The 12,764-nt window shown below is 68.6% G+C and carries 14 protein-coding genes; 7 read left to right on the top strand and 7 right to left on the bottom strand.

Annotated features, from left to right (window positions below; all coding sequences use genetic code 11):
• Window positions 1-77 precede the first annotated feature (77 nt).
• The 3 genes from KXC42_RS00620 to KXC42_RS00630 all read right to left on the bottom strand — a co-directional run bounded on the left by KXC42_RS00620 (window position 78) and on the right by KXC42_RS00630 (window position 2,430).
• On the bottom strand, window positions 78-776 hold the full coding sequence (locus KXC42_RS00620; protein ID WP_219129783.1) for a TMEM165/GDT1 family protein: 699 nt from the start codon (window positions 774-776) through the stop codon (window positions 78-80).
• Window positions 777-1,040: 264 nt separating this feature from the next.
• The gene (locus KXC42_RS00625; RefSeq protein ID WP_219129784.1) at window positions 1,041-1,574 is read right to left on the bottom strand and encodes a peptidase; all 534 of its coding nucleotides are present in this window, start codon (window positions 1,572-1,574) and stop codon (window positions 1,041-1,043) included.
• Between the two features lie 232 nt (window positions 1,575-1,806).
• On the bottom strand, window positions 1,807-2,430 hold the full coding sequence (locus KXC42_RS00630) for a superoxide dismutase (RefSeq protein WP_006553395.1): 624 nt from the start codon (window positions 2,428-2,430) through the stop codon (window positions 1,807-1,809).
• Between the two features lie 297 nt (window positions 2,431-2,727).
• Between KXC42_RS00630 and KXC42_RS00635 the strand changes: the two genes are divergently transcribed.
• From KXC42_RS00635 to KXC42_RS00645, 3 genes are all read left to right on the top strand, one after another.
• Entirely contained in the window at window positions 2,728-3,822 is a 1,095-nt protein-coding gene (locus KXC42_RS00635) for an acyltransferase (RefSeq protein ID WP_033097862.1), read from the top strand.
• Window positions 3,823-3,831: 9 nt separating this feature from the next.
• Window positions 3,832-4,500, top strand: a complete 669-nt coding sequence (gene msrA / locus KXC42_RS00640; protein ID WP_219129785.1) for a peptide-methionine (S)-S-oxide reductase MsrA — start codon at window positions 3,832-3,834, stop codon at window positions 4,498-4,500.
• Window positions 4,501-4,656: 156 nt separating this feature from the next.
• Window positions 4,657-5,247, top strand: a complete 591-nt coding sequence (locus KXC42_RS00645) for a hypothetical protein (protein ID WP_242411670.1) — start codon at window positions 4,657-4,659, stop codon at window positions 5,245-5,247.
• Between the two features lie 31 nt (window positions 5,248-5,278).
• Here the strand turns inward: KXC42_RS00645 and KXC42_RS00650 are convergent, their stop codons facing one another.
• Complete coding sequence (locus tag KXC42_RS00650) at window positions 5,279-6,214, bottom strand: LLM class F420-dependent oxidoreductase (protein WP_006553399.1); 936 nt, start codon at window positions 6,212-6,214, stop codon at window positions 5,279-5,281.
• Window positions 6,215-6,472: 258 nt separating this feature from the next.
• On the opposite strand from KXC42_RS00650, the gene KXC42_RS00655 reads away from it, so the two are divergent.
• From KXC42_RS00655 to KXC42_RS00670, 4 genes are all read left to right on the top strand, one after another.
• A complete protein-coding gene (locus KXC42_RS00655; RefSeq protein WP_006553400.1) occupies window positions 6,473-6,799 on the top strand; it encodes a rhodanese-like domain-containing protein in 327 nt (108 codons plus the stop codon).
• On the top strand, window positions 6,799-7,854 hold the full coding sequence (locus KXC42_RS00660; protein WP_219129786.1) for a DUF4328 domain-containing protein: 1,056 nt from the start codon (window positions 6,799-6,801) through the stop codon (window positions 7,852-7,854). Before KXC42_RS00655 ends, KXC42_RS00660 begins: the two co-directional genes overlap by 1 nt.
• Window positions 7,851-8,624: a glycerophosphodiester phosphodiesterase gene (locus KXC42_RS00665; protein ID WP_219129787.1), complete on the top strand. Its 774-nt coding sequence runs from the start codon at window positions 7,851-7,853 to the stop codon at window positions 8,622-8,624. The genes KXC42_RS00660 and KXC42_RS00665 overlap by 4 nt, the downstream gene beginning before the upstream one ends.
• A gap of 62 nt (window positions 8,625-8,686) precedes the next feature.
• On the top strand, window positions 8,687-9,604 hold the full coding sequence (locus tag KXC42_RS00670; RefSeq protein ID WP_219129788.1) for a DUF5926 family protein: 918 nt from the start codon (window positions 8,687-8,689) through the stop codon (window positions 9,602-9,604).
• An 84-nt stretch (window positions 9,605-9,688) separates the two neighbouring features.
• Here the strand turns inward: KXC42_RS00670 and KXC42_RS00675 are convergent, their stop codons facing one another.
• The 3 genes from KXC42_RS00675 to KXC42_RS00685 form a co-directional block, all read right to left on the bottom strand.
• The gene (locus tag KXC42_RS00675) at window positions 9,689-10,234 is read right to left on the bottom strand and encodes a ferritin (RefSeq protein ID WP_229568520.1); all 546 of its coding nucleotides are present in this window, start codon (window positions 10,232-10,234) and stop codon (window positions 9,689-9,691) included.
• Window positions 10,235-10,374: 140 nt separating this feature from the next.
• Window positions 10,375-11,604 (bottom strand): LCP family protein, encoded by a 1,230-nt coding sequence (locus KXC42_RS00680; RefSeq protein ID WP_255028733.1) that lies wholly within the window; start codon window positions 11,602-11,604, stop codon window positions 10,375-10,377.
• 199 nt (window positions 11,605-11,803) lie between these two features.
• On the bottom strand, window positions 11,804-12,610 hold the full coding sequence (locus KXC42_RS00685) for a CPBP family intramembrane glutamic endopeptidase (RefSeq protein WP_006553406.1): 807 nt from the start codon (window positions 12,608-12,610) through the stop codon (window positions 11,804-11,806).
• Window positions 12,611-12,764: the final 154 nt, after the last annotated feature.

Raw genomic sequence — 12,764 nt, forward strand, 5'->3', positions numbered from 1 at the left:
GAACCACCTCCGAATTTATTTGCCTATCGGCAAGCATACTCCTGTGCAGAGTGGAAAGACACTGTTCGGAACGGTGATCAGGGACGCATGAGCGCCGGGGCCTCGTCCTCCGTGACACGGCGGGCGCGCCGGCGGACGACCACCATCGCGGCGACGGACAGCAGCAGGGCCACCGCGCCGGCGATCGGTCCGACGACGCCGGTCGCCGGGAACAGGCCGTCGCCGAGCATCCACGCGCCGAAGCCGAAGAACAGGGCGGAAGCACCGTAGCGAATGGCGTTGTCGGGAAGATGCCGGCCGAACACGGCACCGATGACGATGGCCAGCGCGTCGGCGGCGACCATGCCGACGGTGGACCCGATCCACACCCCGGCCCAGTTGTTGTCGGTCGCGAGCGTGATGGTCGCGAGCATCGTCTTGTCGCCGAGTTCGGCGAGGAAGAACGCCGAGGTCACGGCGAGGAAGGCAGAGCGCGCGACGCGTCCGGCCTTGGATTGCTCGTCGTCGTCGAGGGAGTCGCCGCGCAGCGTCCACGCGCCGGAGATCAGGAAGGCGATGCCGCCGGCGATGGAGATGGCGGTCGCGGGGATCGCGACACCCAGATAGTGCCCGACAGCCACTGACACGAGGTGCACCGCGGTGGTCGCGAACAGGATCCCCGACAGGACGACCCACCAGCGATACCGCAGGGCGAAGGTCATCGCCATGAGCTGGGATTTGTCGCCGAGTTCGGCGACGAAGACGACTGCGAAGGACAGGACGAGCGCGGACCACATATGCGTTTCCTCCTTTCGTATGGAGGAAACGGGGCTTCCTCCGGACGCCGGACGCACGGTGCGACCAGCGGCCGAAGGTCTCGCCCACCGGAGGATGATCCGGTCCGCGGGGCCGGGCAGTGCCGTTGTCGGGCGCCGCCAGTATGTCGACCCTGCGATTGGGGGCTACTCCCCTTCGCCGACGACAACGTTAGCCCGGCGAACCGAATTCTGTAAAGGCAATGCTAACTTTCGGAGAACCGAACTCTCGTTTTCAGGGCGCCCTCACGAAGCGAGCAGCATGGCCAGAATCGCGGTGTCGGGGTCGTTGCCCGGATCCACTCCCACCTTGCTGACCAGTGCCGTCACCGTGCCGTCCGGTTCGGCCTCGACCCACGCGGCGCGATGCTCGAGTCCGAGATGTGGGATCCCGGGGAGCAGCACGCAGCCCGAGGCGGCGCCGGCGTTCTCCGGCAGTGACGGCGTCGTCTCCGACGGCGGATGCAGCATGATCAGTGCCGGCGGCTGATGCTCGGCGAACCGTCCGGGCTGCACGGCACGCTCGCCGAGCACCGGACCTTCGGCGACCACGAGGCCCACGGTTCCGGGCTCGGGGTCGTCGGGCAGTTCTTCTTTGACCCCGAACACCGTCGAGGTGGGCAGCAGTCCCGGCAGCGACGCGATCCGCACCGTCATCGCCAGCACCTGGGCCCATTCGCGGGTGGTCGCGGGCCGTCTGCCCGAGACGACGAAACCTCGAAGCGACCCGGCGGACTGGAATGCGGACAGCTCGATGCGGCTGTGTTCCTCGGCGTTCATCCCACTCCTCCCTCTCGGTCGGTAAGGGGAGAATGCCCGTTTTCTTCGTTGGCACACAAGAGGTGCCGAGTGCCAGCACTGCCGCTGCACCTTTTGCTATCCGCCTCGGCAATTGCTGCGGCGGATAGCGATTCCTGTAGCGGATAGGAAAGACCAGGCCCGGAGACGACGGAGGGCGCCGGTGTCCCGGCGCCCTCGCTGTCGGTCTCGCGACCTGTATGACCGATCCGTACTAGACGATCAGGCCCGAGGTGGCGGTGCGAGCGCGCTCGAAGCGAGCCTGCACGTCCGCCCAGTTGACGATGTTCCAGAAAGCCTTGACGTAGTCGGCCTTGACGTTCTGGTACTGCAGGTAGAAGGCGTGCTCCCACATGTCGAGCATGAGCAGCGGGGTCAGGCCGATCGGGATGTTGCCCTGCTGGTCGTACAGCTGGACGATGATCAGACGCTGTCCGATCGAATCCCACGCGAGGATCGACCAGCCGGAGCCCTGGATGGAGTTCGCGTTCGCGGAGAAGTGATCGCGGAACTTGTCGAACGAACCGAAGGCGTCGTCGATCGCAGCAGCGAGCTCACCCTCGGGCTTGTCGCCACCCTCGGGGGAGAGGTTGTTCCAGAAGACGGAGTGGTTGGTGTGACCACCCAGGTGGAAGGCGAGGTCCTTCTCGAGCTTGGTCGCCTGGGCCGCCATGGTGCCGTTCTCGCGGGCCTCGGCCAGCTTCTCGAGAGCGGTGTTCGCACCGGCGACGTAGGTGGCGTGGTGCTTCGAATGGTGCAGCTCCATGATCTTCGCCGAGATGTGCGGCTCGAGCGCTGCGTAGTCGTAGGGCAAGTCCGGAAGTGTGTATTCAGCCACGAAGGGTCCCTTCTTCACCGGGCCGTCCGGCCCGTGCAGTTATTCCGTACCTTCTCGGGTTTCCACCCAAGTCCATAACTACACCGTCCGCAACATTCCCCGTAATGCGGACACGATCGGACCGCGACTGTGTCGGAGAGCACCCGGAACGGCCCACGCGTCCGGAAAATAGCTCTCACCAGCGCAAACAGTCGGATATCGGGACCATCGGCAACGGCTGCGTGAACGGGACCTTAACATTGGCGCGTGTTTCGGCCCTTCCTGAACGAACCGACACGCGGGGCCGATGCACCGCGTGTGGATCTGCCGGGCGTCGATGTCGTCCGGTTCGTCGCGGTCGCGGCCGTGCTCTACTCCCACATCGCCTTCTACCTGATCGACGACCTCGGGACGGGCTGGTGGGGCATCGACCTCACCTACGAGGTACTCGTCAAGGGCGCCGGCCTCAACCAGCACCTGTCGTCCGTCGGGGTGACGGCGTTCATGATGCTCACGGGCATGCTCGTCACCCGGTCCGCGATCCGGCAGGACCGCCGGAAGTTCCTCATCGCCCGGGCCGCGCGGCTCCTGCCGGCCTTCTGGGTGGCGATCCTCGCCGCGGTCGTGCTCGTGTGGCTCGGCATCAACGGCACCTTCAGCGGCCACACCACGGTGTCGGTCTCCGAGGCGTTCCTGTCCTTCTTCCTGGCTGCGTTCTTCCTGAAACCACAGGTGATCGTGCTCGGCGTGGTGTGGACGCTCGCCGCACAGATCTCGTTCTACCTGTGGTGCGTGGCGGGACGGTCGCTGCTGCGGACGGCGCCGGTGGCGGTGCCGATGCTCGGCGCCGTGCTGTGCATGCTGGTGCTCCTCTACAACCTGTACGTGCCCGAGCCGTACACGGTGCCGTTCCTGTCGAAGATCGCGTCGACGCTGCCGACCTTGTTCCTGGGGCAGATCGTGTACTTCGGCTGGGCCGGCCTGATCTCGCTGCGCGCCCTGCTGGCGGCGATGTTCGCGCAGATCGCGGTGATCGTGATGGCCACGGACATCAACGTCTACTGGTCGGGCAGCCGCTATCTGTGGACGGTGACGGTGGTCTTCGCGGCGATCGTGCTGGTCGCGCGGTACGACGGGCGCCTCGCGCGCTCGACCGTCGTCTCCTGGGTCGCGACCCGCAGCTACTGCATCTACCTGACCCACACCCTCGTGATGTACCGGATCTACGAGAACACCGTGGGCATCGTCGGCACGACCGCGGCGATCGTGCTGCTGCTGATCGGCTGCGGTCTCGTCGCCGAGGTGCTGTACCGCAGCGTCGAGGTTCCGGCTGCGCACTGGATCAAGAGCCGCTGGCTCGCGCCGAAGCAGGTCGCTTCCGACGAACGGACTGTCGCTCCGACCCGCGCGTAGCATCGGGTCATGTCCTGGTTCGACGAGATCCTCGCCCGTGCAGGTTCGAAGTCGCAGATGGTGACGCGCGAGGACGCGCTCCCCGGTCGCGCCGAACCGCTGCCCGTCCCCGAGACCCACTACGTCAACGGCAACCGCATCGTTCCCCCCTTCCCCGAGGGCCTGCAGGCCGCAGTCGTCGGCATGGGTTGCTTCTGGGGCGCCGAGAAGGAGTTCTGGCAGCTCGACGGCGTCTACTCGACCGCGGTCGGCTATTCCGGCGGCTACACCCCCAACCCCACCTACGAGGAGGTGTGTTCCGGCCGGACCGGGCACACCGAGGTGGTGCTCGTCGTCTTCGACCCGAAGGTGATCGGCTACGAACACATCCTGCGGCAGTTCTGGGAGAACCACGACCCCACCCAGGGCATGCGGCAGGGCAACGACCACGGCACCCAGTACCGCTCGGCGATCTACACCCACGACGAGACGCAGATCGAGGTCGCCGAGGCCACGGCCGAAGCGTTCGGCAAGCGACTGGCCGACGCCGGATACGGGCAGATCACCACGGAGATCGCCCCGCTCACGCAGTTCTACTACGCGGAGGACTACCACCAGCAGTACCTCGCGAAGAATCCCAACGGCTACTGCCCCGTCCACGCCACCGGCGTGAGTTGCCCGGTGGGCCTCGGCGCCTGAGAGAGCGTCGGGCCTCAGGGTTCGACGGTGTCGCGCACCACATCTCCGCTCGCAGTGCGAGTGTGAGATGCGTTGGCGTTCCTTGAACTTCCCCGAAGGCGGACGCATTCTGGAAGAAGGGATCATTCCAGAGGGGGAAAGGGACGGCTTGCCGACATGACGACCAGAGCGGGGTATCTGCGGCGTACACGGCGAAGTCTGCGCAGGCGGGATCCGCTCGTGCGTCGCACCGACAAGCTCGAGGCGCGCTGCTTCACCCTCATGATCGCCGTGATGGCGATCCTGATCCCCGTCGCGGTGTGGGTGTCCGCCACCATGTGGAGCTCCCAGCTCGAACTCTCCGAGAAGCAGAATGCCGAACGTGTCAGCGTCACGGCCGTCCTCGACGCCGATGCCCTGAGCGACTCCTCCGGATGGGGCGAGACCGTGAAGATCTCCTCGGCCCCGGCGACCTGGGGTTGGGGCGACGAGACGCGTCACGCGCTCGTCCAGGTGGACAGTCTCGCGACCGCGGGCAGCGAGGTGCAGGTCTGGGTCGAGGGGAGCACCGGCGAATACACGCAGCCCCCGCTGACCACCTCCGCCGCGAAGTTCACCGCCGTGCTGTCCGGGGTGTGGTTGTGGACGTTCTCCGCCGCCGCCGCGGCCGGGCTGTTCGCCCTCGCGCACTGGCGTCTCGAGGTGCGGCGCAGCCGCGAGTGGAGCCGGGACATCGAAGCGTTCCTCGGCTCCACCAGCAGCCACTGACCCGGCTAGGACTGCAGGCACCGCCTGCGCGTCAGAGATCCGCGACGGCGGGCATGACCTCGTTCGCCACCAGTTCGAGGTGCTCGAGATCGGCGAGATCGAGGACCTGCAGGTAGATGCGCTGCGTCCCGGCCTCGGCGAAGGTGCGGATCTTTTCGATCAACTCCTGCGGCGTGCCCGCGAGTCCGTTCTCCCGCAGTTCGTCGACCTCACGGCCGATCCGTGCCGCGCGACGCGCGATCTCGTCCTCGTCCCGGCCGCAGCACAGCACGAGTGCGTTCGAGTAGGTCAGTTCCTCGGGGTCGCGTCCGGCATCCCGGCAGGCCGAGCGCACCCGCTCGAACAGGACCTTCGTCTCGTCCAGCGACTTGAACGGCACGTTGAACTCGTCGGCGTAGCGCGCCGCCAGTGCCGGCGTGCGCTTCTTGCCTGCGCCGCCCATGACGATCGGTGGGTGGGGACGCTGGTACGGCTTCGGCAGCGCCGGGGAGTTCTCGATCCGCACGTGCTCGCCCTCGTACGAGAACGTCTCGCCCTCGGGGGTGTCCCACAGGCCGGTGATGACCGCGAGGGACTCCTCGAAGCGGTCGAACCGCTCCTTCAGCGTGGGGAAGGGGATGCCGTAGGCGAGGTGCTCCTCCTCGAACCAGCCGGCTCCGAATCCGAAGTCGACGCGTCCGCCGCTCATGGCGTCGACCTGCGCGACGGAGATTGCGAGCGGGCCGGGGTACCGGAAGGTCGCCGAGGTGACGAGCGTGCCGAGGCGGATCGTCGACGTGTCGCGGGCGAGACCGGCCAGCGTGATCCATGCGTCCGTCGGTCCGGGCAGGCCCTCGGCGTTCATGGCCAGGTAGTGGTCGGAGCGGAAGAACGCGCCGTAGCCGAGTCGTTCCGCGGTCTGTGCGACGGCGAGGAGGTCGTCGTAGGTGGCGCCCTGCTGGGGTTCGGTGAAGATGCGTAATTCCATGACCCGATCATTTCAGCGACGGAACCGGCGCGGGCCATCGGCGGGTGCTTGTCCACTGTGAGATGTCTCGAGCGTGATTCCCCATGCGTGGATAGGCCTGTTGATGAACCTGTGGAAACTGTGGATAACTCCAGCGGATGGGGTTGATGGGGAGTGTTGTGGAAGACCCACCTGCCCCACCTGCGGAACAGTATCGGTACGACCACACCCACATCCGTTCACGCCGCGTGCCACTATTGAGACGTGAGCTTTTCCGACGTGCCCACCGTGTCGGTCGACCTGGTACCCGAACTCGGCGACGAGGTCGTCCTCCTCGACGTCCGCGAGGACGACGAATGGGAACTCGGACACGCCCCCGGCGCGCTGCACATTCCGCTCGCCGACGTGCCCGCCCACATCGAGGAACTCGACCCCGACGCCGAGATCTACGTGATCTGCAGGCAGGGCGGCCGCTCCCTCGGAGCGGTCGAGTACCTGGCCCGCATCGGGTACGAGACCTTCCAGGTCGCGGGCGGCATGGTGGCGTGGCAGAAGCACGGACTCCCGCTCGTCTCCGAGCGCGACGAACCGGCAAAGATCTATTGATGTCGGCCTATCAGATCTGTGTGCGCTGTGAGAATCGCTGGCCGGTGACATATCAGCCGCGGCAGTGGTGCCCGGCCTGCCGCGGTGTGCTGCTCTCACCCGTCGCCCCCGACGGGACGGTTCCTCCGTCGCGCCGTAACTTCCGCTGGGTCGCGCGACCCGCGGGTGGTGCTCCGACGACCGAACCGACGTCGCCTGCGCACGGGTGTCCGGCTCCAGAGACCCCGTCCTATCGTGAGATGCCCCGCTGGGGACTGCTCGATCCGCTCCCGGACGAGGACGTCGAACCCGATCGCGCCGAGACCGCCGCCGACCTCGCGCCGACGCTGCTCGTCGGTACCGCCGTCGTCTTCGGTCTCGCGGCGGTCGCCGAGGCCGTCCGGTACGGAGTGTTGCTGTACAACCGCACCCGTCTCGTCGACCCGCTCGTGCTCGCGTTGTCGGATGCCGCAGTGTGGGCGACCCAGGTGGTCGGGCCGGTCGTGGCGCTGACCGCGGCGGTCGCATCCGGATTGCGGTTGATCGACCTGCGCCGGCGCATCTACGCCGAGCGTGGTCTCGCCGAGTCGCGGTCGCCGCTGTCCATCCTCGCGGGGCTGGTCGTTCCGGGCCTCAACCTCGCGATGCCCGGTGTCTTCCTCACCGAGATCGCCGACCGCGACCCGCGGTTGCTCCGCGCGATCCGCACCTGGTGGGTGCTGTGGGTGGTCAACGGTGTGCTCATGGTGGCGCTGCTCGCGTGGCGTCAGCGCGACACCCTGCAGGCCCGCGCCGACGGCGTCCTGCTCACCGCCGTCCTCGCGGCGCTCGGGACGGTCGTCGCGCTGTCGACCCTGCACGTCCTGCGCCTGTTCGACGACGCCGACCTGTGGGGACGGCCGCTGCGCCGTCGCCGCTTCACCCACGCGACAGGTCCGGCCTCGTCGCCGATCGCGCCCATCGTCCCCGCCGCCGTGCGCGAGCAGGAACAGGCCCGCGAAGAACGGGACGACGCTCCGGAGTCGGCCGGAGAACGAGCGGACGACGAGGAGCGCGTTGAGGCGGTGGCGCCGTGACTCGCAGCGCGCATCCCCGGGTCGTCGCGCATCGCGGTGCGTCCGCAGCCCTCCCGGAACACACGATCGGCGCCTACGAGCTCGCGTTGAAGGAAGGTGCCGACGGCGTCGAATGCGACGTGCGGCTCACCCGCGACGGTCACCTCGTGTGCGTGCACGACCGCACGATCGACCGCACCTCGAACGGCACCGGTGTCGTCAGCGAGATGACCCTCGACGAGCTCGCGCAGTACGACTACGGACGCCCCGGCGAGCCCGCCGACCTGCTCACGCTGCGGCAACTGCTCGAACTCGTCATGGACTTCACGAGTGTCCCGGTGAAGGTCTTCGTCGAGACCAAGCATCCCGTCCGCTACGGCGGTCTCGTGGAGAGCAAACTGCTCGCCGAACTGGCCCGCTTCGGTCTCGCGACCCCGGCATCGGCCGATTTCTCCCGGGTGGTGGTGATGTCGTTCGCGGCGGGGGCCGTCTGGCGCATCCGCCGGGCCGCGCCGCTGCTGCCCACCGTGTTGCTGGGGGAGACCTCGCTCTACCTGCGCGGCAGTGCCGCGACCACCGTCGGCGCGACCGCTGTCGGTCCCTCGATCGCGACGCTGCGCGAGCACCGCGATCTCGTCGACCGGGCTGCGCTGTCGGGCCGGGCCACCTACTGCTGGACCGTCGACGACCCCGCCGACGTCGAACTGTGCCGCGAGCTGGGCGTCGAGTGGGTCGCCACCAACCATCCCGGGCGCACCAAGCTGCAGCTCGACGCCGCCTTCGATCGGTGAGCACCCCCACCCGGTCCCGCGACCTCGACATCGCGACACGGGTCGCCGTGTAGTTTGACGCCGTGGCCAAGAAGAGCAAGAGAAACAGCGGACCCAAGCCCGGCAGCAACCGCGCCGCGAAGCTCGAGCAGCGCCGACTCGAGCGGGAAACAGCGGCCGCCGCGACGTCCCGGCCCTTCGAAGGACTCGCCTTCGAATGCGATCTCGTGGCACTGCGCGAGTTCGTGCCGTCGGCCCTCGCGGAGCTGCCCGCGGCCGAGGACGGCCGTCGCGTCGTGGGTGCGACCATCCTCCCCGGCGGGGTAGCGGCCCTGGTCCGCGAGGAGAACGGTGAGCCGGTCGCGTACGTCGGCCTGCAGCTCGCCGCCGGCTTCGGCCCGGACCCGGCGGGTGAACTGGCCGCGGCCCTGTACTGGGCGCACACGGCCGAGCCGGGCTCGTCGCTGCAGGTCGCGAGTGTCGACGACGACACCCCGCCGTTGGCCGAGCTGATCGACCCGGCAGCCGTGCCGGCGATCACCGTCCACAACGACTTCGACTGGTGGATCCCGGCCGGTGTCGAACCGAGCGCCGAGATCGCGCACACCGTCAAGCACGCGAACGAAGCCGTGCTGCCGTCCGCGCGTCTCGAAGGCGACGGTCTCCGCGGCGCGTGGTGGGTCGATCCGGGCGAGAAGGCGCACCTGCGCTGGGTGCGCCCCGAGGACGAGGACGCGCTGATGGCGGCGCTGTCGCGCGTGCACGCGGCGGGCGGTCTGCACCTCGGTGAGGGATCGCGGTTCGCTGGTTCGTTCCGCACCCACGGTCTGCTGGTGCCGGTCTTCGACCTCGACCGCGAGAAGCACCCCGACGAATGGGTCACCCCGACCATCGAGTTCGGGCAGCGCCTCGACGAGGCCCTCGCCGTGGACGAACCGCTCACCGCCGCCGAGCGCCGGTCGCGCGACGGCCTGCGCAGCCGCCAGGTCACCCTGCGCTGACCCGCTCACGACAGCACGAAGGCCACCTCCTGCGGGAGGTGGCCTTCGTCGTTCCGGGTGGGCTGTCCCCGGATGGAGGAACGATCAGATGGCGCCGCCGGCGGCGAGCGGGGCGTTGCCGCGCGGCTCGCGCACCTTCGAGTTGAGCTCGCGGGCCACGAAGTCCTCGAGGTTGAAGAGGTTGGAACCGGCACGGTCGGCCACGGTCAACAGGGTCGTCATCGTCGCAACCTCCTCGACCTGTTCCTGCAGGAACCACTGCATGAACTGCTCGCCGAGGTAGTCGCCCTCGTCGCGCGCGGTGCGGGCGAGCTCGACGATCTGGTCGGTGACCTTCTTCTCCTGGGCGAGGGCCAGCGCGATCGGCTCGCGGGCATCCTCGAACATCGACTGCACCGCGTCGACGCCGGTGAGGTCGACGGCCATGTCGCGGTCCAGGAAGTACTGGACGATCATCATGGCGTGGTTGCGCTCCTCGACGGCCTGCGCGTAGAAGTGCTTCGCCAGCTGCGGGAGATCGGTGTTGTCGTAGAAGACCGCGATGGCGATGTACTGATGCGACGCCGTGAACTCGTGGCGGATCTGGTCGTGCAGCAGCGTGTGGAACTTGGTCTTGGTCATGTCGCCCATCGTCGTCATGATCACGACGTTAGTGCAGGTCAACACGCTTTTCATCCAAGCCTTGGCTACCCTTGGGCAACGCAGCATCGGCTACCCTACGGAAAATTCGGACAGCCTTCCCCAAGATCGACGACGATTCGCGGCGTCTGTCAGGGGGCCGGAGCGAGCAGTTCCGGCGGGATCGGGTCGCCCTCCGAGATGGCTCCGAAGAACGGCACGGCGCGCTCACGATCCCACAGCAAGACGTTGCCGATGCCGTAGACGTCGTCGAATCCGCCCACCGGAACCGTCGTGGTGACCGTCTCGCCGCGCATCGCCCACGCGAGTCGTGCGAGGTTCCACAGGTGGTCGCCGTCGTCGACCCGTAGCGACCCGGCCGCACCCGACATCAGCGACCATGCCCGGAAGGGGTTCAGGAAGGTGCCGGGACTGGTGGCCTTGCTCAGCAGCGCCGACAGGAACAGGCGCTGGTTGTTCATCCGGTCCAGGTCGGCGAGCGGGGTGGCGCGGGTGCGCACGAAGCCCAGGGCCTGCGCTCCGTTGAGCTCCTGGCATCCCGGTTCGAGCCTGAGTCCGGCGAGGGGGTCGTCGATCGGATAGGGCACGCAGATGTCGACCCCGCCGACCGCGTCGACGATCGACGCGAACCCGCCGAAGCCGATCTCGGCGTAGTGGTCGATGTGCACGCCCGTGGCGCCCTCGACCGTCTGCACGAGCAGTTGCGGTCCGCCCAACGCGAACGACGCGTTGAGCTTGTCCTGGCCGAAGCCCGGGACGCTCACGTAGGAATCGCGGGGCAGCGAGACCATCGTCGTGGCGCCCCCACCGGGCGGGATGTGGACGAGCAGCACCGTGTCGGTGCGGTCGGCGCCGACCTCCCCGCCGGTCGCGAGTTCCTGTTCCTGCTCGGGGGTGAGGCCCACGCGGCTGTCGGAGCCGACGAGCAGCCAGTTCGTGCCGGGGGTGTCGCCGACCCGGCCGTCGTAATCGGCGAGCGCATCGACGCGCGCGAGTGTGCCGTCGAGGTAGACCATGCTCGCGCCCATCGCGACGACGAGCACCACCAGGACGATCGCGAGTCGCCGCAGGATGCGCCGGGCACCGAGCGGGCGGCGTGGTGCCGGTCGTGAGGGCGGGCCCGGTCGTGAAGGCGGTGCCGCAGGGCGTCGCGGGGGTGCGGGCGGTGGTGTGTTCCCGCGCGGCGGGCGACGGTTCGGGGCGGGTTCGGCGATCCGTTCGGGTCGCTGCGTCGGTGCCCAGTCGCGTCGTTGCTGCGGGGGCGGTTGCTGCGGGTCCTGCCGCGGAGCGGGCCGGTAGTTCGGGGCGGGTGCCTGCGACCACGCCTGCGGTGACTGCGGTCGTCCGTCGCGCCGGAGCACCTGGGTGCCCTCGGGGGACGGCGGGGGGCCGCCGCGACGCTGTGACGGAGGAGCGCCCCGTCGCTGCGGTGGCACCTCGCGCTGCGGGTTCGGCGGTACTGCCCGCCGGGCAGGAGGGCCCTGCGGGGGAAGTCCCTGCGGAGGCCGCGGCCGGTTCCGAGGGTCGCGAGGGTCGCCGTTCACCCGGACAACTCTACGTTCAGGGCAGCCAGGAGACGTGGCCTCTCAGTGCTTGGTAGCCCACGAAGGCGATGGTGTCGATGAGCGCGTGGGCGATCACGAGCGGCCACAACCGGCCGGTGCGCTGCCAGTAGCGCCCGAAGACCAGGCCCATGACGACGTTGCCGAACCCGCCGCCGACGCCCTGGTAGAGGTGGTAGCTGCCGCGCAGCAGGGCGGAGGCGAGCAACGACGAATTCTCCGACCAGCCGAGCTGCCGCAGGCGGGTGAGGAGATAGGCGACGACCAGGATCTCCTCCGCCCCGGAGTTGGCGATCGCCCACAGCACCTCGGTGGGCAGTCGCCACCAGTAGTCCTCGAGCAGGCTCGGCGCGACCGTCAGGTTCAGGCCGGCGGCCCGCGCCACCAGGTACAGCACCAGTCCGGGGAGTCCGATCAGGGCGGCCAGCCCCAGGCCGGGCAGCAGGTCCCGGCGCAGACCGGGTCGGGCGAGGCCCGCGAGTCGCGGTCCGACACCGCTGCGCCAGAGCAGGTACAGGCCGAGGGCACCCCAGGCGAGCAGGCGCACGATGCCGAGGAGTTGGCGGGCGAGATCGATGAACCCCTGCGACGAGCGTGGCGTGTTGAGGGCGACGGTCTGATCCGACAGCGGTTCTGGTGCCAGCGCCGCCTCGGCCAGCGACAGGATCGACGAGATCCCGCTCAGGCCGAAGGTGACGAGCAGGACGATGGTGATCTCGATCCACAGCGCGCGGCGCTCGGTGGGGTCGAGGGGCGGCTCGGGGTTGCGGGATGCGGGCCGCAGCCAGTCGCGAAGGGTCGTCACCGGAGCGATTGTGCCGCACCCTGCGTGGCCGGTCCTTTCGCCGCGGAGAGGCGCCCCACCGGTTCGCGGTGATGTGTCCAATTTGACAGCGGTCCATGTGACCCATCACACTTCACATCGCCCGACCGATCGATCGCTCGGGTGCGGATAGGGG

Origin of the sequence: Rhodococcus sp. LW-XY12 (assembly GCF_019317345.1) — a bacterium.
In the GTDB taxonomy this organism is placed as follows: Bacteria; Actinomycetota; Actinomycetes; order Mycobacteriales; family Mycobacteriaceae; genus Rhodococcus; species Rhodococcus pyridinivorans.